The sequence below is a fragment of the Glycomyces dulcitolivorans genome (assembly GCF_003265355.1).
Taxonomy (GTDB): Bacteria; Actinomycetota; Actinomycetes; order Mycobacteriales; family Micromonosporaceae; genus Glycomyces; species Glycomyces dulcitolivorans.
In genome coordinates this window covers 1-24,190 of the sequence record NZ_QFRW01000295.1, presented here as the reverse complement: position 1 = coordinate 24,190, position 24,190 = coordinate 1, and the positions used below count along the sequence as shown (strand labels likewise).

At 67.8% G+C, this 24,190-nt stretch carries 20 protein-coding genes and 2 CRISPR repeat arrays; of the genes, 17 read left to right on the top strand and 3 right to left on the bottom strand.

What is annotated here, in order from left to right:
- The first annotated feature begins 90 nt into the window (after positions 1 to 90).
- The 7 genes from DI269_RS20215 (at position 91) to DI269_RS20185 (ending at position 7,673) form a co-directional block, all read left to right on the top strand.
- Positions 91 to 1,731: an SCO6880 family protein gene (locus DI269_RS20215; RefSeq protein WP_112139183.1), complete on the top strand. Its 1,641-nt coding sequence runs from the start codon at positions 91 to 93 to the stop codon at positions 1,729 to 1,731.
- A 284-nt stretch (positions 1,732 to 2,015) separates the two neighbouring features.
- A complete protein-coding gene (locus tag DI269_RS20210; RefSeq protein ID WP_232822835.1) occupies positions 2,016 to 3,233 on the top strand; it encodes a type VI secretion protein in 1,218 nt (405 codons plus the stop codon).
- Positions 3,234 to 3,251: 18 nt separating this feature from the next.
- On the top strand, positions 3,252 to 5,075 hold the full coding sequence (locus DI269_RS20205; RefSeq protein WP_112139179.1) for a type IV secretory system conjugative DNA transfer family protein: 1,824 nt from the start codon (positions 3,252 to 3,254) through the stop codon (positions 5,073 to 5,075).
- A gap of 140 nt (positions 5,076 to 5,215) precedes the next feature.
- Positions 5,216 to 5,839, top strand: coding sequence for a hypothetical protein (locus tag DI269_RS20200; protein WP_112139177.1), 624 nt, complete (start codon positions 5,216 to 5,218; stop codon positions 5,837 to 5,839).
- A 12-nt stretch (positions 5,840 to 5,851) separates the two neighbouring features.
- The gene (locus DI269_RS20195) at positions 5,852 to 6,820 is read left to right on the top strand and encodes a hypothetical protein (RefSeq protein ID WP_112139175.1); all 969 of its coding nucleotides are present in this window, start codon (positions 5,852 to 5,854) and stop codon (positions 6,818 to 6,820) included.
- A 50-nt stretch (positions 6,821 to 6,870) separates the two neighbouring features.
- Positions 6,871 to 7,092 (top strand): hypothetical protein, encoded by a 222-nt coding sequence (locus tag DI269_RS20190; protein WP_157975116.1) that lies wholly within the window; start codon positions 6,871 to 6,873, stop codon positions 7,090 to 7,092.
- Between the two features lie 347 nt (positions 7,093 to 7,439).
- On the top strand, positions 7,440 to 7,673 hold the full coding sequence (locus DI269_RS20185) for a hypothetical protein (RefSeq protein ID WP_112139170.1): 234 nt from the start codon (positions 7,440 to 7,442) through the stop codon (positions 7,671 to 7,673).
- Between the two features lie 146 nt (positions 7,674 to 7,819).
- Here the strand turns inward: DI269_RS20185 and DI269_RS27245 are convergent, their stop codons facing one another.
- A complete protein-coding gene (locus tag DI269_RS27245; RefSeq protein ID WP_157975115.1) occupies positions 7,820 to 8,059 on the bottom strand; it encodes a hypothetical protein in 240 nt (79 codons plus the stop codon).
- Positions 8,060 to 8,565: 506 nt separating this feature from the next.
- Positions 8,566 to 9,325: a CRISPR direct-repeat array (repeat unit 29 nt; unit sequence CGGAACACCTCCACGTGCGTGGAGATCAG).
- Positions 9,326 to 9,566: 241 nt separating this feature from the next.
- Here DI269_RS27245 and cas3 point away from each other — a divergent pair.
- From cas3 to cas2e, 8 genes are all read left to right on the top strand, one after another.
- Positions 9,567 to 12,308, top strand: coding sequence for a CRISPR-associated helicase Cas3' (gene cas3, locus DI269_RS20180; protein WP_198667584.1), 2,742 nt, complete (start codon positions 9,567 to 9,569; stop codon positions 12,306 to 12,308).
- A gap of 119 nt (positions 12,309 to 12,427) precedes the next feature.
- Complete coding sequence (gene casA / locus DI269_RS20175) at positions 12,428 to 14,035, top strand: type I-E CRISPR-associated protein Cse1/CasA (protein ID WP_112139166.1); 1,608 nt, start codon at positions 12,428 to 12,430, stop codon at positions 14,033 to 14,035.
- The gene (gene casB / locus DI269_RS20170; protein WP_198667583.1) at positions 13,995 to 14,621 is read left to right on the top strand and encodes a type I-E CRISPR-associated protein Cse2/CasB; all 627 of its coding nucleotides are present in this window, start codon (positions 13,995 to 13,997) and stop codon (positions 14,619 to 14,621) included. The genes casA and casB overlap by 41 nt, the downstream gene beginning before the upstream one ends.
- Entirely contained in the window at positions 14,618 to 15,766 is a 1,149-nt protein-coding gene (gene cas7e, locus DI269_RS20165) for a type I-E CRISPR-associated protein Cas7/Cse4/CasC (RefSeq protein WP_112139162.1), read from the top strand. The genes casB and cas7e overlap by 4 nt, the downstream gene beginning before the upstream one ends.
- Positions 15,767 to 16,507 (top strand): type I-E CRISPR-associated protein Cas5/CasD, encoded by a 741-nt coding sequence (gene cas5e / locus DI269_RS20160; protein WP_112139160.1) that lies wholly within the window; start codon positions 15,767 to 15,769, stop codon positions 16,505 to 16,507.
- The gene (gene cas6e, locus DI269_RS20155) at positions 16,504 to 17,157 is read left to right on the top strand and encodes a type I-E CRISPR-associated protein Cas6/Cse3/CasE (RefSeq protein ID WP_112139158.1); all 654 of its coding nucleotides are present in this window, start codon (positions 16,504 to 16,506) and stop codon (positions 17,155 to 17,157) included. The genes cas5e and cas6e overlap by 4 nt, the downstream gene beginning before the upstream one ends.
- Positions 17,158 to 17,171: 14 nt before the next feature.
- Complete coding sequence (cas1e, locus tag DI269_RS20150; RefSeq protein WP_112139156.1) at positions 17,172 to 18,116, top strand: type I-E CRISPR-associated endonuclease Cas1e; 945 nt, start codon at positions 17,172 to 17,174, stop codon at positions 18,114 to 18,116.
- Positions 18,117 to 18,119: 3 nt separating this feature from the next.
- On the top strand, positions 18,120 to 18,428 hold the full coding sequence (gene cas2e, locus DI269_RS20145) for a type I-E CRISPR-associated endoribonuclease Cas2e (RefSeq protein WP_112139154.1): 309 nt from the start codon (positions 18,120 to 18,122) through the stop codon (positions 18,426 to 18,428).
- A gap of 18 nt (positions 18,429 to 18,446) precedes the next feature.
- A CRISPR array of direct repeats spans positions 18,447 to 18,962; the repeat unit is 29 nt; unit sequence CTGATCTCCACGCACGTGGAGGTGTCCCG.
- Between the two features lie 35 nt (positions 18,963 to 18,997).
- Here the strand turns inward: cas2e and DI269_RS27240 are convergent.
- The gene (locus tag DI269_RS27240; protein ID WP_157975114.1) at positions 18,998 to 19,636 is read right to left on the bottom strand and encodes a hypothetical protein; all 639 of its coding nucleotides are present in this window, start codon (positions 19,634 to 19,636) and stop codon (positions 18,998 to 19,000) included.
- Positions 19,636 to 21,120: a tyrosine-type recombinase/integrase gene (locus DI269_RS20140; protein WP_112139152.1), complete on the bottom strand. Its 1,485-nt coding sequence runs from the start codon at positions 21,118 to 21,120 to the stop codon at positions 19,636 to 19,638. The genes DI269_RS27240 and DI269_RS20140 overlap by 1 nt, the downstream gene beginning before the upstream one ends.
- A 468-nt stretch (positions 21,121 to 21,588) precedes the next feature.
- Here DI269_RS20140 and DI269_RS20135 point away from each other — a divergent pair, with 468 nt between their 5' ends.
- Both DI269_RS20135 and DI269_RS20130 read left to right on the top strand, forming a co-directional pair.
- Positions 21,589 to 21,927 carry a CU044_2847 family protein gene (locus tag DI269_RS20135; protein ID WP_112139150.1) on the top strand — a complete coding sequence of 113 codons (339 nt, stop codon included), beginning with the start codon at positions 21,589 to 21,591 and terminating at the stop codon, positions 21,925 to 21,927.
- Positions 21,928 to 21,939: 12 nt separating this feature from the next.
- The coding region (locus tag DI269_RS20130) for a trypsin-like peptidase domain-containing protein (RefSeq protein WP_157975113.1) at positions 21,940 to 24,190 on the top strand (2,251 nt) is incomplete at its 3' end.

The following is a 24,190-nucleotide window of genomic DNA, read 5'->3' as shown; positions in this document are numbered from 1 at the left end:
GCCCCCGGACCACGGCAACCCGGGCGGGCCGCCCCCGCCACCGCCGATCCAGCCCCCGCCCCCCAACCCGACCGACCAAGGAGGTAACCGATGAACGAGCAGACCAAGCCCGAGGCGCGCACCTATTTCGGTTGGCAGGTCGAGCGCGTGGCGTTCATGTTCGGCATGTCCGGCCCGCGCGTGCTCATGCTCGGCGCCGCAGCACTCCTGGCGGTGTGGCCGTTCACTGTCGCCGACCTGCTCTTCGGGGTCATCGTCTGGCCGATCGCCGCGATCACGATCGGCCTGGCGTTCTTCCGGGTCCGCGGGCGTACTGCCGACGAATGGATCAGCGGGTGGGTGTCCTATCGGCTCGGCAAGCGGCGCGACTTCCACAAGTTCGCCTCCGGCGCGCTCGCCCCCGACGCGAGCCCCGTCATCGACGTCGCCGACCTCGACCCCGAAGCGACAGAAGAGGACACTGAGCGAGACGCGGTGCCGATCACCGCCCAGCACGGCCGAGAGTGGAAACGAAAGCGCGCCGACCTCCCCGGCGTGTTGGCGCCGATTGAGATCCTCGAAGACGAGTTCCCCGATGGGACGCCGATCGCGATCGTCCACCACCGCATCGACAAGACCTTCACCGCCGTAGCCCGCATCACCTACCCCGGGCTCGGTCTGGTCGACACTGACCGGCGCGAGCAGCGCGTCGCCGGCTGGGGCGGCCTGCTTGCCGGGCTGTGCACCGAGGGCAACCCGATCATCCGCGTCCAGGCGTTCCAACGACTGCTCCCTGAATCCGGTGCGGCACTGCGCCGCTGGCACCTCGACCATGCCGATTCGCAGGCACCGGAGGTCACGCAGGCCATCACCGAGGGCCTGCTGTCGACGGCGACATTGGCGACCTCCAGCCGGGAGTCGTTCCTGGCCTTCACGATGGACGCCCGGCGGGCGGCCTCGGCCATCCGGTCGGCCGGCGGCGGCACCCGCGCGGCCTCGGCGGTGCTTGCCCGGCACGTCATGTCACTGACCGCATCCATCGGCGGTGCTGACCTGGCCGTGCAGTCCTGGCTCCAGCCGCGCGAGCTCGCCGAAGTCGTGCGGAGCATCTTCACCCCGGACATGGGCCGGACGCTCGCCGAGCGCCGCGAGACGGCGGACAGGGGAGGCCTGGAAGCCGGGACCGATCCGGTGCTCGCTCGGCCTGCCTCGGCAGAGGCCCGACCTGGCTACTACCTGCACGACGGCGCCGCCTCCATCACCTACTGGGTCTACGACTGGCCGCGCTCGCGGACCTACTCCACGGTGCTCGCGCCGCTGCTCGGCGAGGGACAGCACCGGCGGACGTTCTCGATGCACCACGAGCCGCTCGGCCCCCGCAAGGCCGAGAAAGAGGTCATGAAGGAGCGCACGGCCCGCTCAGTCGCGGTCCGCATGCGCCAGCGCACCGGACAGATCGTGCCCGAACACGAGCAGGCCGCCCTCGACCGCGCCGCACAGCAGGACGTCGAACGCGCCAACGGCCACGGCCTGGTCCGGTTCACCGGCCTCATCACCGTCACGGTCACCGACTTCGACGAGCAGAGCCCGATCTCCCAGCGGGAGCTTGAGGATGCCGCTGCCGCGCTGCAGGCGGACGCCGCTGCGGCCCGTATCGAGGTTGACCGGATGTGGAACACCCAGGACATCGGCTTCGCCATGGCCGCCCTGCCGCTGGGCTACGGCCTGCCGAAGGCCCGGTGGTCGCAATGAGGCGAGCACTCGAACGCCGACGCGAGGCGAAAGCCGCGCAGCACCTGCCGCACGCCGACCTTGCCGACTTGCTCGCGCCCTCCGCCGCGCCCGAGACTTCTTCTCCGGAGCGGAAGCGTCGCGAACGCCCAGAACCGATTCCGCCCCGGCGAGGTTTCGCCCGGCCGTTCTCCGGTCGCGCGCCTCGTATCCCGAATCTGCCAGCGTTCCGCTCTTCGACCGGGCAGGTCCAGGGCCTGTATCCGTGGCTGTATGGGAAGTCGCTGCCGCCGGTCGGGGCGTACATGGGCGTGGACTGCCTGACCGGCGGAGCATTCTCCTGCCACCCCATCGAATGGCTCCACCGCGGGCTCATCAGCAACCCGAACCTCCTGATCACCGGGGTCCCGGGCTCGGGCAAGTCCGCGACCATCAAGGCGCTGTCACTGCGGCTCATGGCCTACGGCATCCCGACATTCGTGTTGGGCGACATCAAGAACGAGTACAGCCCGCTTGCTCGCGCGCTGGGCGTCGAACCGGTCGAACTCGGGCCCGGCCTGAAGAACCGGCTCAACCCCCTCGACGCCGGCCCCTTGGGCAAACGGCTGTCGAGCGACCGGACCGTTCGGGCAGACCAGTTGGGTGAGATCCACCGCCGGCGCATCGCGCTCTTGGCTTCGCTGTTGGAGATCCGCCTCAAGCGCAGGATCACGCCCTCGGAGGAGGCGGCGCTCTCCCACACGATCAAGCACGCCTCGGGCGAAGCGGACGGCAACTCCACCTTGAAGGACCCGACGATCCCCGAAGTCTGGGGCCTGCTGCGCGACCCGGCCCCCGACCTCGTGTCCGAGATGCGCATGGATTCGATCGCCGAGCTGCGCGAGACCATCCGCCCTGCCGTGGACGCGCTCGGCAACATGATCCAAGGAACCCTGGCGGGACTGTTCGACGGCCCGACCACCGTCGCCTTGGACTTCGACGCCCCCATCCAGACGGTGGACCTCTCCCGAATGCGCGGCCGCGGACAAGAGACGACCGGAATGCTCTACTCCTGCACCGGTAGCTGGGGCCAAGCCGCGATCGATGATCCCAACGACCCCCTCCGCGTGGTGGTTCGAGACGAACTCTGGGAGTACATGCGCATCGCGGCGATGCTCCGCAAAGTCGACAGTGACCTGCGCCTGTCCCGCACCAACGGCCGGATCGAAATCCTCAGCACCCACAAGCTCTCCGACTTCGAATCCGTCGGACCCGCCGGAGGCGAGGCCGTCACCATCGCCAAGGGCCTCATCAGCAACTGCGACGTCCGCATCTGCCTCGCCCAGGACACCGAACCGCTCGCGATGACCCGCGACGTGATCGGCCTGACCGACACCGAATGCCAGCACATCGCCTCCTGGACCGGCCAGCACAAGGGCCGCGCCATCTGGAAGGTCGGCAGATCCTCCTCCCATGTCGTCCAGACCATGCTCACTCCCATTGAGCAGGAGCTGACCTGGACCAACGAACGCATGTCCCTGTAGGACAGAGGGAACCACGACATGAGCACTAGCACCTCGGGCAAAGACACGATCTTCCTCGCGTGCGCCTACACCCTCATCGGCCTCCTTGCGGGCGCGTGGCTGACCGGCCAGCTCGCCGCTCTGCTCTTCTCAGGGACGTGGATTCACGTCGGCATCGAGGAGACGGTGCAGGTCACGTTCGCGCTCCCCGGCACGATCACCGACCCCGGGGAGGCTTGGCCGGCTGATGTCCGCGGCCACCTGCCCGGCCCGGTCGGCTTCACGATCGCCGCCGTCCTCGCATTCGCTGTGATCACCGCCGGTGGTGTCGGCCTGGTCAAACTGTTCGCCGGCATCGGCGGCACCAAGGGGTTCGCCACCGGCGCCGAGCTCGACCGCGCTCTCTCCCGCCGCGCCGCCTTGAAGAAAGCGAAGCGGCTCCGCCCTGGCCTAAAAGGCCGAGTCGGGATCAGCGACGTCGCGGTCGACCTCGGCCGCACGGTCGGCATGGGCGCCAAGCGCCTCGCCGCCAGCATCGAGAACTCCATCCTCGTCCTCGCCGCGCCCCGACAGGGCAAGACCTCCCAGGTCATCATCCCGTGGCTGCGGCGCTGGCCCGGCCCGGCCATCACCACCTCCATCCGCCGAGACGTCGTCCTCGCCACCCACGAGCTGCGCCGCAAGATCGGCCCGGTCGCTGTTCTCGACGTCTCCGACACCGAATGGCCCTACCCGCTCAGGTGGAGTCCCGTGGCCGGGTGCGAGGACTACGACCGCGCCCGGCGAAGGGCGAACGTCATGGTCACCGTCGGCAGTGACGGAGACTCCACGAACGCGGGCTACTTCCGCAACAACGCCGTCAACCTGCTCGCCGCCTGGCTGCACATCGCCGCCCTCGAAGGCCGCACGATCGACGACGTCGTCCGCTGGGCCCTGGACCCTCGCGACGACGAGCCGATTAACCTGCTGCGCGCCAACCCCGGCGCAGTAGGCGGTGTGGCCGGCAACCTCTTCTCGCTCTACACCGGGGACTCCGACTCCAAAGGCGACCTGTTCAACACCGTCCAGACCGCCATCACCCCGCTCCTGTCCGCCAAAGCACGGCGCCTGTTCTCCTGCCGCCCAGCAGAGTCGATCGACATCGAGCAGTTCCTGCGCGACTGCGGCACCGCGTACCTCCTCGCCCCCGCCATGCAGACGCGCGAACTCGCCCCCGTCATCAACGCCCTCATCGACGAGATCACCGAAGTCGCCCTCCGGTTGTCCGACCAATCGGCTTCCGAGCGCCTCGACCCGCCACTGGGCGAATTCCTCGACGAGGTCGGCAACGTCGTCGCGCTTGAACACCTCCCCGACCTGATGAGCTACTCGGCCGGGTCCGGGATCTTCGTCGTCGCGGTCCTCCAGGAGATCGCCGCGGCCCGCAAACGCTGGGGCAGGGACGGCGCCGACATGCTCTGGGGCGCCTCCACCGTCAAGATCGCGCTCGCCGGCCTCGCGGGGGAGGAGTCCAAATGGTTCGCCGACCTCGCCGGGACCTGGCGCGAACAGGTCGTCAACGAACAACACGGCCCGAACGGCACCTCCAAATCCCCGACCGAGCGCGAGCGCTCCACGATCACCGCCGCCGAAGTTCGCACCCTCGACGCCGACCGCGGCGAGGCTCTCATCGTCCATGCCTCCACTCCGGCGGTGAAGACCTACATGCGCCGCCACTACCAGTCGCGCGAGGCCAAAGAGTACGAACGGTCCGCCGAGGAGACCAAGCGGATGCTCGGCCGCGGCGCGGCCGTTGCCGAACCGGTCGGCGCCGCCGTCTGGGAACGCCCCGACCACACGGCCGAACGAAGGGACTGGCGATGACCGAACCCGCACGGCCACAACGACCCACGACACCGAGCGTGCGTCGAGGCCGAACCGCTGCCAAGGATGAGGAAGGGGCCCCACAAGGCGGTGGCGCGGGCGTCCTCGCCATCAAGGGGCGCCTGATCGAGTGGCATGCCATGACCGACGAACAGAGCACCGCAGCCTGGTCGGGCCTGGTCGAGTGGGTCGCCTGGCTCCACGACCGCTACGAGCTCTCGATCCAATCCCGGCTCCCCGAATGCTGGCCCCAGCACCCGGGGATCATCGAAGAGCTCTGGGCGCTGAAGATGTGGCGCGAAGCCCTGTACACCAGTGACACCGAGACCGGCGTCCTCACCGGACACGAGGCCGGCGGCCTCGCCCAGCACGCCCGCTACTGGCACACCGACTTGCGCAACCTCTTCACTCAGATGACCTTCTACGCCGAGCGCTGCGCCGCCGAACACGGCGGCGGCCGGCGCCTGGCCGACCGCTCCAAGACCGACCTCAAAACGGGGTGGCTCGTCGCCGACCCCACCGGCGGCATCCCCGCACCGGCCGCGGGTGCAGAAGCGGCACCTACCCGGGCACCGCGCCTCGCCGCGGCGGACATGCACCGTCGCCTGGAACTGGGGTCCGCGCGGAGCCTCGACAGAGACCACGCCTACTCCCTCGGCGACTGGTGGACCCGCGATACCGAAGCCGGCGACTGGGTCAAGATCACCGACCCCGAGATGCACCGACGCCTCGACAACCTCGCCGCCGCCGAGACCGAACATTAAGGAGCGCAACCGATGTCGACCCTCATCACCGAAGCCGAGCGTCGCTACCTCGCCGCCGTGCTCGAACGGCCCGAACTCGCCGTCGACGCCATCGAAGCCCGCGACCTCGCCCACCCCGGATACGCCGCGGTCTACCAAGCCGTCCAAGACCTCCACCGCGAACAACCCGAACTCCGAGGCCCTGAGCTCACCCGCGCCGCCGCCGAACGCGCCGAGGCACCCGGCCTTGACGCCGATCGTCTTGAACGCCTCCGCGTCGAAGCTCCCGCTGAAGCGGAGATCCCGTTTTACGTCAGCATGGTCCTCGACGGCAGCACCCAACGCGACCTCGCGGCCTACGCCGCAACTGCACTCGCCGCAGGTGACATCCAGGACCAGGAGACGCCGCGGCTCAACGCCCAACACGCCGCCCACTACCAGCAGCTCTTCAACACACCCTGGCCCGACCAAGCCGTCGCCGCCATCGCCCCCGAGACGGCCACCCGCACCGGCCACGAAGAACTCCTCGTCGCCGCCCTCATGGCCTACCCCGAACAGTCCCAGACCCTCGTCGGCATCGTCCCGCCCGAAGCCGTCCAGGACTTCCGCTGCCGCGTCGCCTACGAAGCCGTCGCCTCCGCCGGCTGGGACGGCGACCCCACTACCGACATCAGCCTGGTCTGGCAGATCGCCAAAGCCCGCGAGATCGCCATCGGCCTCGGCGACACCCCACCGACCTACACCGAACCCGACGCCGCCTTCGTCGCCCGCCTCGCCCGCACCGACACCGACCAGAAAACCGGCATCGACACCGCCAAACACCTCCTCACCGAGGACATCAAAGCCAGCCTCACCGCCGAGCAACACACACAACACCAGGTCGACCGATCCATCAGCCCGGCCTCGGTCTTCCACCACACCAACCAGATCGACCCCCACGCCCCACCCGAACCCCAACACCGGCAGGGGCCGACACAGGGGCCAACTGGAGGTGCACGATGAACAGCCGCCCCTCCCGGGCGGTGATTCCCGCCCATCGACTCCCGAAGGTCATGACCGCTAGGGAGATGCGAGAGCACTGGCTCGACCGCGAAGTCACCCCGCTCTCCCCAATCCTCGACATGACCGTCAAATACGCCGGCCACTGGTGGAACCTCGACGGCACCGACGCCTGGGTCCGCGCCACCGACTCCAACGCCATCGCCCTCTACGAAGCCACCCAGAAGCGGTCGGCAGAGGTCCTTGCTCAGATCCAGCGAAAGCTCCAACATTGAAGGACCGCCATCGCACTCGGCACCCACCTCGCCGCCAGGAGGCTCATGCCATGAGAGGACGCCTAGGTTGGACAGGGGACCACCGACGCCTCTGCCGAGGTGCTCGACCTTGTGCCCCAGGTGCCATGCTGGCGCTCCACCGGTGAGGACCGCGACCTCAATTACGTGACCCGGCAACTGATCAGGCAGTGCCAGCAATGCGGCTACGACCCGCTTCCTTCACCGGCCGCCTGCGACGTACCTCGGTTGGGCTGGGGTCAGACCGGACCTGGACAACGCAGTGGCCTTGCTGATCCGCATTGGCGTGCCCTGGAGAAGGAACACGGGGCAAACGGTCTACCCAGACGATGGGTCAGGCACTTTTACGCCTGATTGCCGTCGACTACTTCGTCGTCGAGGACGGACACTCGCTGATCGTGGGCTCGGACGCCGCGGTGTTCGGCGAGCCGCTGTTGTGGGTGGCTGCCCGCATCAGCTACACCGCTGCCAGGGCCGCCGCACTCCGCGATGCCAAGATCGGCTTCTGCGCGACACTGGGCCCTGGGGTGAGACGCTCCCGTCGTGTCCGTAACCAGAGTTGACCAGGGGACGAGGTTGACCTACAACTGGATAATCGACCAGCAGATCACCAGGACCGACGCCCCGGCAGTGCTGTGCGAGAGGAGCGGCATGCCACGCGCATTAGACAGCGGAAGGGACCCCGCGGTGGCGGGGCCCCTTCGGGCGGCTACTCGAAGAACTCGAGGATCCACGCGATCCAATTGATCGCGCGGGCGAGGTTCCAGAGAACCCGGGGTGCATGGCCGATGCCGTGCGTAGCGATGACTACGCTGGTCAGCGGTTTTCTGAAGCGTGTAGGCTTGTTGTTGCCACCTGCGGTCTTGTAACGGCGGGAGCGTCTGCCCGCCCGGAGCTGGAACCTCACGGGCGGGCGTTTCTGTTTATTTTTGTTTGCTTCCTTGGCCATTGCCCTCCGTTTCGAAGGCCGCCTCGGCGACTCCGCCGAGGCGGAGGACGATATCTTGCGAGGCGTACTTTACCAAGGCGCTGCTCTGCTCGGCGGGCCGGGCTCACCTTCCTGAATGGTCATGCCGTGGAATTAGAGCATGGAACCATAAATGAAGTCGATCAACTACTAAGGGTGATTCTTCGGTGGTTAGACCCTGCGCCAATGTCAAAATCGTCAGCCACACGGGTTTCGTGTGCTGAATAGAATGCTTCGAAAGAAATGAGCGAGACGAACGAGTGAAACCAAGTTATCTAATGAAATACTTCAACGAACTCGATCTGTCACATCGAGAACAACGGGCATATCAATAAAAGATATGAGTTCCTATGAAGAAATCCTAGAACCGAAACAAGTTCCAACATCGATGACGAAAAAATCTACGAATGATCGAAGACGTAGTTGGGCGGAACACCCCAACATTTGTGGAGAGCGGGGGTGCCGACCGTTCCGAACGAGGACCGGTACGGAACACCTCTGCGTGCGTGGAGATCAGGGCCAGTGCCGCGATGTCAGGTTGAAGTGCGCCGGAACACCTCCACGTGCGTGGAGATCAGTCCAGCTCGATCGCGGCGTCGGCCTCACGGATCGGAATACCTCCACGTGCGTGGAGATCAGGCCTTGGCGTCGGCCGCGGCCACGGGGTCGTCCGGAACACCTCCACGTGCGTGGAGATCAGGGATCCGGGGCCCGTGGCGGCACCTGTCGAACGGAACACCTCCACGTGTGTGGAGATCAGCCCGGAGTAGATGACCTGCCGGTCGTACCCGCCGGAACACTTCCACGTGCATGGAGATCAGCACGTCGGGAACCGGCGGGAGGTTCGCTCCGACGGAACACCTCCACGTGCGTGGAGATCAGCGGGCTTTCGCCCACGCGAGGGTGCGCCACTGCGGAACACCTCCACGTGCGTGGAGATCAGCTCGACGGGGTCGCCGGTGAGGCTGATGCCGTCGGAACACCTCCACGTGCGTGGAGATCAGAGCGGCGCCGATGACCTTGAGCATGTGGATGGCCGGAACACCTCCACGTGCGTGGAGATCAGCGTGGGGCGCGGGTACTCGTACCATTCCCAGACGGAACACCTCCACGTGCGTGGAGATCAGAGGAAGGCCGGCACCGAGTGATCGGGGTCGTCGGAACACCTCCACGTGCGTGGAGATCAGGGCGCGAAGCAGGTCGTCACGTCACCGTGTTTCGGAACACCTCCACGTGCGTGGAGATCAGGCTTCCTGAGCTGGGATTTTATCGGGTCGTTTGTTCGTTCTTGCAATGGAGCCGGTTTGGTTGGCGCACCGGCGCCCTCGCTATCGCGTGCACGGGGTTGGCCGATTTGGCTTCCGGCTCGGACTGCTGGTGCGGCATTCGGGATTCCTTGGGGGTGTTCGATGGTGGTGGCGGGGTTACGTGTCGGAGTGGTGCGTGATGCTCAACGTGGGTGTTCGTGCTCTGCTGTCGGAGGTTGGTTGTGGACCTGAATGTAGTTGATCTGGCAGTCTGGGGAAAATCGCGCGGCCTTGTCAGCGAGGGTGAGGCGTTGCAGTTCTATCCGCTGGTGTGCCATCTGCTGGATGCGGCGGCGTTCGCGGGTCGGGTATGGGACGAGTACTTGTCCGACCACCTGCGAGCGTGGATCGCCGGCAGTCTCGGCCTGGAGCTGACGGAGGCCCGGTCGTTCGTGGTGTTGCTGGCAGGCCTCCACGATATCGGCAAGGCATGTCCGGGATTCCAGTTCCAGGTGACTGAGGCCGGGCCGAGACTGACCGGGTTTCCGCGCGATGGCGAGTTCGCTCGCCATGACGCGGCAGGCCAGTTGTGGCTGGGGGCGGCACTGCCGGCGAAATTCGGATGGGACTCGGCGCTGGCGGAGGCGGTCGCTGAGGTGGTCGGCGGCCACCACGGGTTCTTCGCGACATGGGACGAGCGCGAGTACAGCGGGGCGAAGGTGCAGGCGAAGGGCCTGGGGACAGGGCCCTGGGGGGTGCAGCGCACGGCGACCGCCGCTGCGGTGCAGGAGATCGTCGGGGTGCGGCGGTGGCCGACAGTGTTCGATCCGGATGCGCAGGTGCTCGTCTGCGCGGTCGTGGTGCTCGCCGACTGGCTGGCGAGCCGGACGCCGTTCGTGCGCTCGCGGATGCAGTGTCTTCCCGGGCGCGGCGATGTTGATGCGCTGCGGCGGTTCTTCGATGCGTCGGTTGCGGCAGGAGAGGGCGAGTTGGCCCGGGCCGGCCTGGTGCGGTTGGGGGTTGCGGAGCGGGGGTTCGTGGAGGCGTTCGGGTTTGCACCGAACCGGTTGCAGTCGAGTCTGATCGAGCACCTCCCCGGCGAGGTAGCCGGTCCGGGCCTGTTGATCGTCACCGAGGCGATGGGGCAGGGCAAGACCGAGGCGGCACTGTACGCATCCGAGGTCATGGGCAAGGCGGCCGGGACGGCGGGATTGGCGTTCCTGTTGCCGACGATGGCGACCTCGAACGCCATGGAGGAGCGCCTGGTCCGCCATTTCGAGCAGAACGCGGTGGGGCCCGCGCCGGTGAAGCTGGTGCATTCGATGGCGTGGCTGCGGCGGCTCAGATCCGAGCAGCAGGGGGCTGCGTCCTCGGTCGCCGATGACGCCCGGGTGTTGACGGAGGTGACCGAGTGGCTTTCGGGCGGGCGCAAAGCCGCGTTCGCGCCGGTGTGCGTGGGCACGGTCGACCAAGCGCTGCTGGGGGTGCTGCCGTTGAAGTACAACGCGTTCCGGATGCTGGCGTTCGCGAACAAGACGATCGTCATCGACGAGGTGCATGCGTTCGACGAGTTCGTGCGGGGTCTGCTGTGCGGGTTCTTGTCGTGGTGCGGGCATCTGGGGGTCCCGGTGGTGCTCATGTCGGCCACGCTCCCGGCCGGCATCGCTCGCGAGCTTGCCGCGGCCTACCTGGGCCGCGATCCCGGGGCGGCGGCCTCGCCGGTGTATCCGGGATGGGTGTTCCTGCAACGCAATGAGCCCGAGGCGGTGCCGCATACGGTCACAGTCCCGCCTTTGGATGACCAGCCGCTGCTGCACGTGGAGGTGCGTGAATGCGCGACCGTTGACGGGGCGCTTGCGCGCGGTCCGGTGCTGGCCGCCGAGCTGGAGGCGCTATGCCGCAGCAGCGGGTGCGCCGCGGTGGTGTGCACGACCGTCAAAGAGGCCCAGCAGACCTACGCCGAGGTCACCGCCTGGAGAACGCGGGAGCGCCTCGACGTCGATGTGGTGCTGCTGCACTCGAACATGCCGATGTGGCAGCGCGAGGAAGTCACCGACCGGATCGTCCGTAGGTTCGGCAACGGAGAGGGAGCCGACCGGTCGGGTCGGACGATCATCGTCTCGACGCAAGTGATCGAGCAGTCCATCGACATCGATATGGACCTGGTCATCTCCGATCTCGCTCCGCTGGAACTGTTGCTGCAACGCGCCGGACGCGGCCACCGGCACCGCGGCAACGACGCCCAGCGGCCCGCTTGGGCCGCGAAACCGCGCCTGGTGGTCCTAGTCCCCGAGGGCGGGGCCGATCCGGTGATCCCGGGCCGGTGGTCGTACGTCTATCCGCCTGCCGCGTTGATCCGCACCCAACGCCTGCTCCTTCGCGATACGGCGGCAGGAATCCGGATCCCCGAGGATGTCCAGGAACTGGTCGACACCCTCTACAGCGACTCCGCGCTTATCGCCGGACATGAAGGCGCCGAACGCGAGAGCCTGGCGTGGTCGATGGTGCGCCGCACCGAAGCCGAGCGGTGGCGCGTCCCCGTCCCGAAAGATCTCGGGTCGGTCGGCGAGTTCTCCGGCCAGCACCGCCTGACCGAGGAGCACTTCTCCACTCGGTTCGACGCCGACTCGGTCCGTGTTCTCCCGCTGTTCGACGGCGACGGCGCCTGGTTCCTCGATCCTGAATGCTCGATTCCACTTCCGCAGCCGCACACCGAGTCCGGCCGGACGCGCTGGCGCCGCGGGGACGTCGCCGCGATCATCGAACGCACGATCCCGGTTCGCAGACGCCTGCTTGAGCACCGTCCCGGCACGCTCGCCGTGGAGACGCTCCGTGCGTTCGAGGACCACCAGCAGCTCCGGTACGTGGTGCCGTTGCCGCACACCGCCGCTTCGAGTGCCGAGAAGCCGGAGGCAAGCGTTGCCGGACGGCGGTTCCGTCTCGATCCGGATCTCGGGCTCGTCATCGACCAACCGGGTTCCTAGACGCGATCGCGCCTCGGATTGGGGGACCTGGATGTCGGCCTTCGGTGTCATGATGTCGGGATGCGATCGGGTCCCTTGTCGACGGGACAGTCTCGCGCAACGCCAGGACGAGGAGGTTCATGGGCAGCGACGATTTCGATTTGGTGACCCGGGAGTGGATTGAGGTGTCCTGGGTCGGTGCGGATCCGGATCTGCCGCGGCAGGTCGGGTTGCGAACCTTGTTCACTCGGGCGAGTGAAATCTCGGACTTTCATGCACCGCTGGCGCCGGCCTCGGCCGGGCTGATGCGGGTGCTGGCGGTGCTGACCGCCCGGATCACCGGGCTGGACGCCATCGACGGAAAGCGCGCCTGGCAGCGGCGACGCCTCGAGCTCCTCGACGCCGGCCGATTCGACCCCGAAGCGGTCGGCCAGGTACTGGGCGCGGGCGGCTTCACGCTGTTCGGGGAGCGGCCGTTCCTACAGGACCCGCGCCTGCGCGAGGAGTGTAAGTCGTTCTCAGGCATCGGGAAGTTCGCCTGGACCCGGGTTGCGGGCGCGAACCAGGTGTTCTTGTCCCACGACCTCGACAGCGCCCCGGTGCCGGTCCCGGCCGCCGAGGCGGTGTGGCACCTGCTCGCCTGGATGTACTACGGCCCCTCCGGGCGGTGCACCTCCCGCAAGGTCGGGACGGTCGACAAGGCCGACACCGGGGCCGGGCCCCTGCGCCGGACGCTCTCGGTCCATCCCTGGGGGCCGAACCTGTTCGAGACGCTCCTGCTCAACCAGACCTACTGCCCGCCCGACCCGGCACGCCCCGGCAGTGCGCTGTGGGAAGCGCCCCTGCATGATCCGCTCGGCTCGCCGCCGGAGGGCGCCGGCATCGGCTGGCGGCTGGCGAACCGGTTCCGCCATGGGATGCTGCTGATCCCCGACGAGGCCGGAGAGCGCGTGGTGGATGCGTGCGCGACGTGGGCGTGGCGCTCGGCCCACCCGGCCGTGGACGACCCTTACGTGCCCTACCAGGTGAACGCGAAGACCGCCGACCGCTACCCGCGCTACGCCTCGGCCGACCGGGCCATCTGGCGAGACCTCGACGCCCTGGTCCTGCACGTCCCGGCCGAAGCACCTGTCACCCATCCGCAAGTCATCGTCGACCTCAAAGCCCGCCCCGCCCTGAGAGCGGAAGTGATGGGGCGGCTCAAGATCCGGGCGTTCGGCTACGACCAGGACGGGCAGACCCGCGACAAGGCGTTCTTCACGACCAAGACCCCACCGGTCCTGACCGCCTTGGAGGACCCGGTCCTGGAAGTTCGCATCGAGCAGGCCCACCATGGTGCCGACGAGGTCGGGCGTCACTTGGAGCGGACTCTGAACGCGGCCTGGCACGACCTGGCCGGGAAGCCGAAGAAGGCTCCCTCATGGACCGGACCGGCCATGGCCGGGTACTGGGCCGCGGCCGGTCGCGCGTTCTGGGACATGGCCTTCACCACCGCGCCGCTCCCGGTCCTGCCGAACGCATTCACTCGGATTGCCTTGGGCGCCTTCGATACCGCGACCCGCACGTACGCGGTCGACCCCAGAACGATCAACCTGCTCGAAACCCACCGATCCCGGCTGTTCCGCGGCTGGCGAAAGGAGCCCCTCCCCGATGACAATCCAGGCCCAGACACCGCCGCTGCCGCGCCCGCAACGAGCCCGACAGGCGGTGCGGGCCCTGACCCACGACTCCAGAACACGCACTGGTGAGCCGCTCCCGGCACTGCTGAAGCGTCCCGGAGCCCGAGCCGAACTGCGCCGCTGCCTCGGGCAGCGCCCCGACAGCCCGGCCTGGGACCGCGCCTGGGGCCACCTCATCGCCTACCTACCCGAACCGTCAGGTACCGGCGCCCATGCGGCCCAGACGGTCGAGGACGAGCAGCGCGCCTTCGTCACCGTCGCGGCCATGGTCTGCGCCCAAGCTCCCGCCGCCCGCGCCCTCGACCTCGCCGCCCCCCAAGCGGGAGCGGATGCGGGCAGTCTCGGTGCGGCGATGGCCGTCGGCACCGCGACCCACCACGCCTACACCCGCGAGGGCGCGCTGCACCGCCTCATCCTGCTCTCCCGGCAGAACACCGACGGCATCCACCGGCTCCTCCCCGGCACCGTGAAGCAGCTGCGCGACAAGGCCACACCCCTGGACTGGGTCCGGCTCATCGGCGACCTCGCCGACTGGCGTCGCCGCCACCGCGAGACCGCCCGCTGGTGGATCCAGGACTACCACCGCACCCTCCACCGCCTCGACAACGCCGCGAAGCCGACCGACCCGAACCACGCTGAAAGCGAGACGCCATGACCGAGCCCCGGTTCCTCGACCTCCACGCCCTCCAGACGCTCCCCTTCTCCAACCCCAACCGCGACGAGGAAGGCAACCCGAAAACGGTCGTGTACGGCGGGGCCGAGCGCACCCGCATCTCCAGCCAGTCCTGGAAGCGGCGCATCCGCCTCGACGTCGAGACGAAACTCGGCGACCCGGCCGTGCGCACCCGCCGGGTCGTGCACGGAGTCGCCGAGCGCCTCCACCAACACCACGACTGGCCCCTCGAGGAGGCCGAGGCCGCCGGGCGCCAGATCGCCCGTTCCACTGGCAGCAAAGGCATCAGCCTCGAGAAGAGCAAGGACGAGAAGAACGAGGAGATCCTCACGACCTCTGTCATGCTGTTCCTGCCCGAGGCCGGACTCGACGAGCTGACAGCCCTCGCCGCGGGCCACCGCGAGCAGATCGTGGCCGAAGAGGCCAAGAAGAGCCCCAAGGGCATCCTGCCCGCAGGCGAAGTCGCCGCGGTCCTGTCCGCGCGCAACGGCACCATCAACCTGTTCGGCCGCATGCTCGCCGAACTGCCCGGCGCCAACGTCGACGGCGCCGTCCAGATGGCCCACGCCTTCACCGTCCACGAGACCACACCCGAGTTTGACTTCTTCTCCGCCGTCGACGACATCGAGCAGCGCGCCGGGATCCCCGGCTCCGGGCACATCGCCACCGCCCTGTTCACCGCCGGCACCTTCTACCGGTACGCGAACATCGACCTGGACGGCCTGGTCCGCAACCTCGGCGGCGACACCCGCGCCGCCGCCGAGCTCGTGACCGCGTTCGCGAGCGCGTTCATCCGCACCGTGCCCACCGGCAAGGACCGGCCCACCGCGCCCATGACCGTCCCCGACCTCGTCCACCTCGCCGTCCGCTCCGACCGTCCCGTGTCCCTCGCGGCCGCGTTCGAACGCCCGATCCGCGCCCTCGACGACGGCCACCTCACCGAGGCCGCCGAACGGCTCGACGCCTACGCCGGGCGCCTGAGCCGCCTGCTGGGCGCCGACCGGCGCCTGTGGGCTGGCCACGCCCAGACTCTCGATGCACCCCGCGTCGACCTCGGCGACCAAGCTGAGGCCTTCGACGACCTCATCCAGGCCGCCGTCGCCCGCGCTTTCACCTCGGGGTCCTGAGTGGAGGCGCTCATCCTCCGCCTGGCCGGGCCCCTTCAGGCGTGGGGCGAACGGGGGACGTTCGCAGAGAAGGACACCGCCGACTTCCCCACGCGCTCGGGGCTCCTCGGCCTCATCGCCGCCGCAGCCGGAATCGGTCGCGGCCATTCCCTGGGCGTCCTGACCGATCTGGACTTCACCGTCCGCATCGACCGGCCCGGGCTGCGCATGCTCGACTTCCACACCGCCGGAGGCGGCTACCCCAAGGGCCGGGGCATTCCCACCGCCGAGGGCAAACGCAAGGACTCCGCGGTCGTCACCCGCCGCCATTACCTGGCCGACGCGGTCTTCACCGTCGCTGTCACCGGACCCGCAGCCGCGCTCGACCGTGCCGAAGCCGCCCTCGAGGCCCCTTGCTGGCAGCCGTTCCTTGGACGGCGCTCCTGCCCGCCCGAGCAACCCATGCTTCTGGGTCGATCCGCCGACGCCGAGACCGCGCTCCGGACCGCACCCCTACCCCCGCGCCGGGGTGCCGGCCGCGAGGAGGTCCGCGTCGAGTTCGTCCGCACCGCCTCCCCGGGCGACCCGCGGGCGTGGAGCGAAGTCCTCGACGACTGCGACGCTTTCCCATCAGGTGATCGTCACTACCGGGCGCGGCCGATCCTGCGCACCACCGAGGCTCTGCCGGGTACGGCCCTCAGTGCTGGCCATGAGGCCTACCTCGACGCCTTGGCGGACTTCATGGAACGGAGCCGCGCATGAGCCCCTGGCTGACCCGACTCGTCCTCGACCCCCGCCACCGGGGCATCCGCGCTCTGCTGGCCGACGGCGGCCGCCAGCACACCTGGCTCATGCAACTGGCCCCATCCAGCCTCGGCGACACACCCCGCCGCACCGCCGGACTCCTCTACCGCATCGACGACGGCCAGCGCGAACCGGAGATCCTGGTCCAAACCGCAGCCGAACCGCTCCTGGACGCCCTGCCCGCCGACGGCGTCTTGCATGCGGCCACCCGCAAACTCGCCCCGCTCCTGGACGCCCTCCACACCGGAGGAACCGTGCGCTACCGGATCACTGCCAACCCCACCAAACGGTGGGGCAACTCCGCGCCCGAACCGGCTCTGGTCGGCCGGCTCCACACCCACCGCGGCCCCGCCGCCATCGACTGGTGGACCGAGCGCGCCGCCGCCGCCGGACTCGGGGTCCACACCGTCGACTGGCGGCCCCTCGACGACACGGTCGTCGCCCGCGCCCGCCACGCCCGCGCCCGGTTCGAGGGCACCGCCACCATCACCGACCCCGGCATCCTCCGCGATGCCGTCACCAGCGGTATCGGCCGCTCCCAGAGCTACGGGTGCGGCCTGCTCTCCCTCGCCCTCCTCACCGATGCCGACCGCCAGGGGACGGGGTGAGCGATCCGAGGAGAATGCTCGGCGCCCCGGCCCTGGCCATGCTCCCGCGCGTCGCCGACAGCCTCTCCTTCCTCTACCTTGAGACCGTCCGCATCCTCCAAGACGACACCGGCGTGTGCGCAACGGTCGAACGGGCCGGGCGCACCGACCGCGTCTATCTGCCCGTCGCCGCACTCGCCTGCGTCCTCATGGGACCGGGCACTTCGATCACCCAACCGGCCATGGCCACCCTCGCCAGGCACAACACCACCGTGCTGTGGACCGGCGCCGGCGGCGTCCGCATGTACGCCGCCGGCCAATCCAGCGCCCTGACCACCGCCTGGCTCGAGAAGCAGGCCCGCGCCTGGGCCGACGACACCACCCGCCTCGCCGTCGCCCAGCGCATGTTCAGCCTCCGCTTCTCCGACACCGTCGAACCGGCCACCAGCCTCGCGCAACTGCGCAGCCTCGAAGGCGCCCGCATGAAAGCCCTCTACCGCTCCCTCGCTGACCGACACGGCATCCGCGGATTCAAACGCAACTATGACCCCCACGACTGGGACACCCAAAGCCCGGTCAACCAGGCCCTGTCCGCCGCCAACACCGCCCTCTACGGCGTCTGCCACGCCGCGATCCTCGGCCTCGGCTGCTCTCCCGCCCTCGGATTCATCCACAGCGGCAAGCAACACGCCCTCGTCTACGACATCGCCGACCTCTACAAAGCCCGCCACACCATCCCCCTCGCGTTCTCCCTCCACCGCACCCCCAACCCCGAAGGCCAAGCGCGACGCAAACTCCGCGAAGACTTCCGCGCCCTGCGCCTCCTCCCACAGATCATCACCGACCTCCAATGGCTCCTCGACCCCGAACACAACCCCCGAACCGAGATCGCCAACCCCGAACTCGTCCACCTCTGGGACCCCGACCTCGGCGACGTCGCCGCCGGCATCAACCACGCCGACACCGAACCCGACTGGTGAACCATGGCCAACCTCGTCATCATCGCCACCACCGCCGTCCCCGACCATGTCCGCGGCGCCCTCACCCGCTGGATGATCGAACCCAACCCCGGCCTCTACGTCGGCACCCTCTCCGCCCGCGTCCGCGACGAACTCTGGCACGCCGTCAGCAACTCCGTCGGCGACGGTGCCGCCACCTGCATCTACCCCCACGCCGACCGCGAACAGCGCTTCGCAATCCGCACCGCGGGCCAACGCCGCCGCTCCGTCATCGACCTCGACGGCCTCCAACTCATCCAATTCCACGCCGAAAACGAACAAGACCCCGAGTAAACTCCCAGTTCAAGAAGTCTGATCTCCACGCACGTGGAGGTGTCCCGACGGTTTCGGTCGGGCATGTCGCGGTGTACAGCTGATCTCCACGCACGTGGAGGTGTCCCGGTGCTGACATGAGAGAGCCGGTGAACCATGCCTGATCTCCACGCACGTGGAGGTGTCCCGTGGCTGCGACCACGCTGTCGCGGATCGGGTATCTGATCTCCACGCACGTGGAGGTGTCCCGGTCCCCGCCGAGCTGGGTGTCAACCACTTCGCCTGATCTCCACGCACGTGGAGGTGTCCCGTTTTCCGACTTGGAGAGGCCGGGAAGTTCGCCCTGATCTCCACGCACGTGGAGGTGTCCCGGAGGTCATGGAGCAGTTCGGCGTCGCGAACAGCTGATCTCCACGCACGTGGAGGTGTCCCGCGTGACTGGGAGAAGGCCGCCTCCCTGCGCCTCTGATCTCCACGCACGTGGAGGTGTCCCGTGGTGCGCGAAATGCGGTGAGCGCAAAGCCACCTGATCTCCATGGACGTGGAGGTGTCCCGACGATCCGCCACAACCACTCGACCGCTGAGGCCTACTATCTGTTGAAGTAAGAACTCCTGAGAATTGCACGCTCTGATGCGGGAATGAGCATGCTGGAGCAGCTAGTGAGGCGGGTCTTCCCTGCCAGCAGACTCAAATCCAGATCCCAGCTGTATCGTCGCCGCCAGTGAAAGCGTTCGTCAGCGTTGTCGAGCGCAAGGCGGATCTCAGTGTCGCCCCAGGAGTTCACCGCTCTCAGGTGCTTCACGACCATCGACAGTTCACCTCGAACGAAAGCTCGGCCGGTGTGCTGGACGCGGTGGCAGTCTGGGCATAGGGCGATGAGCCGGGCGAGTCGCTGTACGGCTGAGGTCGTGGTGACTTCGAAGTGCCAGAGTTCGTGGCAGTCAGGGCGTCTGGGTATGCCGGAGTCGGGGTCGTAGCCGGGTTGGCCGCAGACTTGGCAGCGGTTTCGGGCCTGCTCGCATACGGGGATGCGCAGCTGGTCCCATTGGGTTCTGGTGAGGATGCCGCGGAGGTTCGAGCCCCAGACGTTCTCCGGGAGCATGTCGGGGTAGAGGAGGCCGGGGCCGATCGGGACGGCGTCGATCAGCGGTTGCTCCTGCGCTGGTGGCGGTGTCGTTGAGGGTGCCGTTTCGGATGGAGTCTTCCGTCGCTTGAGGAATCGTTTCATCAGGCGCCTGCTCCCGTTTCGTTCTGGACGAGGCGACGGTTGATCTCTGCTTGGAATGCGGCGAGGTATTCGAACAGGACCTTGCTGGAGACTTCTTTGAGCTCCTTGTCCTGCACGGGGGCTCCTTCGAGGTAGCGGACGAGTGTGGGGGCGTCGGGGTGGTCGAGGCCGCGGACCTTGTCGAGGGCGGCGAGGGCGGCCTCGCCGTAGTCGTCGATGGTGTGGAGGTAGCGTTCGGTGGTCTGGATGCTGGCGTGGCCGAGGCGGTCGCGGACGTCGACCAGGCTGGTGCCGCCGTTGACGAGCCAGGAGGCGTGGGCGTGTCGGAGCAGGTGCATCCGGATGTCGACCGGCAGGCCCGCGGCGATGAGCGCGGGCTTGATGACGTTGTCGCGGAACCACCGGCCGGGGATGTGGCCGTCGGTGTCCCAGCGGCGCCGGGGCCGGGGTTGGTCCTTGCCGCCGGCGCGCCTTTTGCGCCGGTACATGGCCGCGGCCTTGCGGCAGTGCTCGCAGCGGCATTTGCCCGCGGAGTAGGCGCTGGTGGTGCCGTGGCGGTAGGTGCGGCCCTTCGCGTTCGGCTCGGTGCGGCCCAGGCCCGGCGGGAGCTCGATCGGTTCCGGTTGCAGGGGTTCGGGTGGAAAGTACCAGAACAGGAGGTCGTCGGGGCCGAGGCCGTGCAGTTGGATGTGGGCGTCGATCTTCTTGGCGACGGCGGTGCGGATCTTGACCAGGCGCTGCTCGTGGTCCTTCGGCGGTTTGACGAGGAAGCGGCCGCCTTCGGGGTGGAACTTCGGGTTCAGCTGGACGACGGCGCGGGAGACGGTGATCAGGGACTGGCCGAGGTCGAAGTCCTTGGCGCGCAGCTCGGTCAGCTCGCCCCACCGGAGGCCGGATTCGATGGCGACTTCGACCAGGAGCTTCCACATGTCGCCGTTGATGGCGCAGTAGAAGACGTCGAACTGCTCGGGCGTGATGATCTTGAGGGCCTTCTTCGGCACCTTCTCGGTCTTGATGAACTGGCAGGGGTTGGCGGGGACGACCTCGTCCTGGAGGGCACTGTAGAAGATGGTGCCCAGGACGGTCTTGAGCCGCTTGCAGTTCGCCGCTGAGACGCCGGCCGCTCGGCGCTCGGTCAGCCACGTTTTGACGTCGGCGGCGCGGATGTCGAGCATCCGCCACTCGCCGAAGTAGTCCATGAAGTGCGCGTAGACCTGGTAGGTGTAGATCTCGCGGGTCTTGAACTGGACGGTGAGGTTGGGCAGCCAGTGCTGCTCGACGTAGTCACGGAAGCTGATCCGGCCGCGAACAAGGTGGTGGCCTCGGCCTTCCTTGACTTTCGCTTCGGCTCGGCGCCATTCCTCAGTGGCTTCCTTCTTGGTGTCGAAGGTGCCCGCTGAGCGGCGGTTTCCGTCGACATCCCAGTACACGGCGGTGTATCGGCGGCGGCCGTGCTTCGTGCTTCTCTTTGCGCAGTAGCCCATGGGGTGGGCCTCCTCGTTGCTCTCCGGTTGCTCGGACGAGGACGTCCAAACGAGGACCCGCAGGTACGCGCAGGTATCGAAATACCGCGTGTTTCTGCAGGTCGGAAGGCAAAGGTCGCGCTGTTTTCCCAGCTTGTTAAGGGTTTCCGCAATAACGACAGGCTGGTTTTGGGAGTGAGGGGTCGCAGGTTCGAATCCTGTCGTCCCGACATTATATTGATAAGAGTGAATATGAGTCATGTTTGCTTGTATCCCAACGCATCTCACGTGACAGGGTCTCATGTCTCGCGGGCTGATGTGGGCTTTGCATTGGTCTTGGTCGGGCTCGCTGTGGTGTCGTGGCTGCTTGGCCTATCAGTGCGTCCTCGATTTGGTCGTGGGATTGTGTCCATCTTGGTGTTGTGATCTTGGGAATCAGGTTGCTAGCGTCAGCGAATCGTGCCTGCCGTTGATGTTGAGGAGTCTCGTATGGGACAGCTCGTGCCGGTCAAGATCGGCGATGCCGAGTTCTATGTCGAAGCGGTCGACCCTGACGACGGGGGCCTGGCGCCGATCAGTGATGAGGAGATCGAGCCGCAGACGTTTGAGGGGATCCGCCGCACGGTCGAGGCGGTCACCGGGGAGCTGGTCCAGGCATGGGAGCAGGTGCGTCCTGATGAGGCGACGGTGACGTTCGGGGTGGCCGCTTCGTTGAAGTCCGGGAAGCTCACGGGTCTGCTGTTTGATGCGAAGGGTGAGGCCAGCCTTCAGGTGACGTTGACGTGGAAACGCGGCGCGGCGGCTGATCCTGCCGAGCCTGTCAGCTGAGGGACGTTTGTCGTGTCTTCGGTGGTGGTCGATGCCGACCGGCTCGCACAGTTCGCGGTGCGGATCCGCACGGGCAGTGGGACTGCCAGCGGCTGTTTCATCGCGCCGGGCTGGGTGCTCACCTGCGCGCACGTGGTTGCCAGGATCCGGGACGGCGGCCGGGTCGAAATCGTGGCGCACCGGTCGGTGAGCACGGTGCCGTTGTCCGGGGTGGTCGCGGTCCGCAGTGCCTATGCCTCGGGCGGCACCAAGGAGTGGCCCTGGCCCGACCTGGCACTGCTGAGGGTCATTGATGCGGCCGGCGAGGCGTTCACCGCGAACCCGGTGCCCCGTCTCGACCTCGAGGGCAAGCCCCCGCATTCGGGTGAGGAGCTTCGGGCGTGCGGGTTCACCCCACGGGCTACTGGGCAGAAGGCGGTACGGCGGGAACCGACGTTCACGTGGGAAGGACCCGACGAGGACGACTACTGGTGGTTCAAGACCGGCCAAGCCACTCCCGGGCTATCGGGGTCGATGCTGGTCTGCCCCAGACGACTGGCGATCGTCGCCCTTATCACCGACTCCCGCGACATCGGCTCCGATGCCGGCGCGCTGGCGATCCCGGTCGCAGCGCTGACGCAGCTTGAGCACTGGCCTCCCGACTTCCATGAGGCCCTGACCGCGGTGGTCGATGCCCATCGGCAAGCAGCATCGCAGGACGTGGTCGAGTGGCGGCGGGTGTTCAAAGCCGCGGACCATCTACTCGATGCCTCACTGGAACCGTGGGAGCCTTTCGAAGGGGCGGAGTCGAGTCCGTCGGCGGTGCTGCGGCCCGAGGCCGACGTGGTGCCGTACTTGTTCCGCGACGATGACCTGGTTGGTGCGCGGGATTGGTGTGAGCGGGGTGCACCGTTCGCGGCGGCGTTGCTGCCCGCTGATGGTGGGGCCGGCAAGACCCGGTTTGCTGTGAAGCTGGCGCGTCTCATGGCCGGACGCGGCTGGCTGGCCGGGCGGGTTGCCGACCACGGTGCCGCCGAGCTCAGCCATGACGCGATTGCGCGTATTGCGGCGGTGCAACTGCCGCGGCTGGTCGTGGTCGACTATGCCGAAGCAGTCCCCAACTTGCGTGAACTCGTCGATTTGGTAGCGCGCACCGCGACGGGGGCGGCACCGGTGCGGCTGCTGGCACTCTCCCGCACGCGTGCCGGTTCTCGAACCGACCCGTTGGCGCAGCTAACGAAGCAGGGCACCACCCGCTGGGAGCATGCGCTGCTGGCCCGGCAGGACCCCACCGCTGCTATCGCCGATCTGACTGAGCAGCAGCGCAAGGAGCTGTTCAGCGAAGCTTATTGCGCCTTCACCGCCACTGACGATTCAGGAGAGCTGGTGAGCGTGCCGCTGCTGGACCTTGCCCCACCGCGGTACCGGCTGCCGCTGGAGGTGTTGTTCGAGGCATTCGACCAAGCCCGCACCCGCCAGCTCGGACGCGCACCGGACGCGACTGAACCCCCTGTGTCGCGGGTGCTGGATCACGAACGCGCCTATTGGCGCAAGACCAGCGGCGGGACCATCGAGCAGGAGCACCTGGACCGCGCGATCGTTGCGGCGACGATGGCCGGCGCCGCGAGCCGTGAGGAAGCCAGGGCAGCAATCCTAGCCGCCAACCCCGCTCTCGACACCCCCGAAGACAGTGAGGCACTGGCGACTGTGCAGGCGTGGGCGGAACGCTCCTACTCCGGAGGTCAGGTACTTAATCCGCTGCGACCTGACCGGCTCGGCGAGGCGTTGTGCGCCGAGGTCATCTGCGAGACCGAGGCAGCTGGTGACCCCAGCGAGGGGCTCGAGCTTCGCGACCCCGGACTGTTGCCGCGGTTGCTGTCGTTGCCCGACGATGACCAGGTAGCGAACGTGCTTGACCTCCTTGCCCGCCTGACTGCATATGATCCACAAGTCGCCGTCCTGACGGCAGTGGCGCTGCTGGAAACGCACACGGATCTAGTGCCGCGCGCGGAGCGACAGACCGAGGGCAGGGTCGAGCAGCCGGGCCATTACGCGCTCGCGCAACAGCTCCACCGACTCCTCCGGCCGCAGATCACCGGGCACCTCAGTTCGATCACGACTGAACTTATGGCACAACACTCACAGGCGACTAGTCTTCGGCGGGATCTGTCGGTCTCCTACAACCGGCTGGGTGATCTCGCTCAGGAGGCGGGGGACGCTGAGACTGCGGGCCGGTACTTTCGTGATTCGCTGGTGATTGTGGAGGCGTTGGTCGAGGCGGTTC

Coding starts and splice junctions, on each gene's coding strand:
- cas6e (WP_112139158.1), top strand. CDS start 16,504: ATGAGCCCCTGGCTGACCCGACTCGTCCTCGACCCCCGCCACCGGGGC.
- cas7e (WP_112139162.1), top strand. CDS start 14,618: ATGACCGAGCCCCGGTTCCTCGACCTCCACGCCCTCCAGACGCTCCCC.
- DI269_RS27245 (WP_157975115.1), bottom strand. CDS start 8,059: ATGGCCAAGGAAGCAAACAAAAATAAACAGAAACGCCCGCCCGTGAGG.
- DI269_RS20135 (WP_112139150.1), top strand. CDS start 21,589: ATGGGACAGCTCGTGCCGGTCAAGATCGGCGATGCCGAGTTCTATGTC.
- DI269_RS20200 (WP_112139177.1), top strand. CDS start 5,216: ATGACCGACGAACAGAGCACCGCAGCCTGGTCGGGCCTGGTCGAGTGG.
- DI269_RS20205 (WP_112139179.1), top strand. CDS start 3,252: ATGAGCACTAGCACCTCGGGCAAAGACACGATCTTCCTCGCGTGCGCC.
- DI269_RS20215 (WP_112139183.1), top strand. CDS start 91: ATGAACGAGCAGACCAAGCCCGAGGCGCGCACCTATTTCGGTTGGCAG.
- casA (WP_112139166.1), top strand. CDS start 12,428: ATGGGCAGCGACGATTTCGATTTGGTGACCCGGGAGTGGATTGAGGTG.
- DI269_RS20190 (WP_157975116.1), top strand. CDS start 6,871: ATGACCGCTAGGGAGATGCGAGAGCACTGGCTCGACCGCGAAGTCACC.
- DI269_RS20140 (WP_112139152.1), bottom strand. CDS start 21,120: ATGGGCTACTGCGCAAAGAGAAGCACGAAGCACGGCCGCCGCCGATAC.
- DI269_RS27240 (WP_157975114.1), bottom strand. CDS start 19,636: ATGAAACGATTCCTCAAGCGACGGAAGACTCCATCCGAAACGGCACCC.
- DI269_RS20210 (WP_232822835.1), top strand. CDS start 2,016: ATGGGCGTGGACTGCCTGACCGGCGGAGCATTCTCCTGCCACCCCATC.
- DI269_RS20195 (WP_112139175.1), top strand. CDS start 5,852: ATGTCGACCCTCATCACCGAAGCCGAGCGTCGCTACCTCGCCGCCGTG.
- cas2e (WP_112139154.1), top strand. CDS start 18,120: ATGGCCAACCTCGTCATCATCGCCACCACCGCCGTCCCCGACCATGTC.
- DI269_RS20185 (WP_112139170.1), top strand. CDS start 7,440: ATGGGTCAGGCACTTTTACGCCTGATTGCCGTCGACTACTTCGTCGTC.
- cas1e (WP_112139156.1), top strand. CDS start 17,172: ATGCTCGGCGCCCCGGCCCTGGCCATGCTCCCGCGCGTCGCCGACAGC.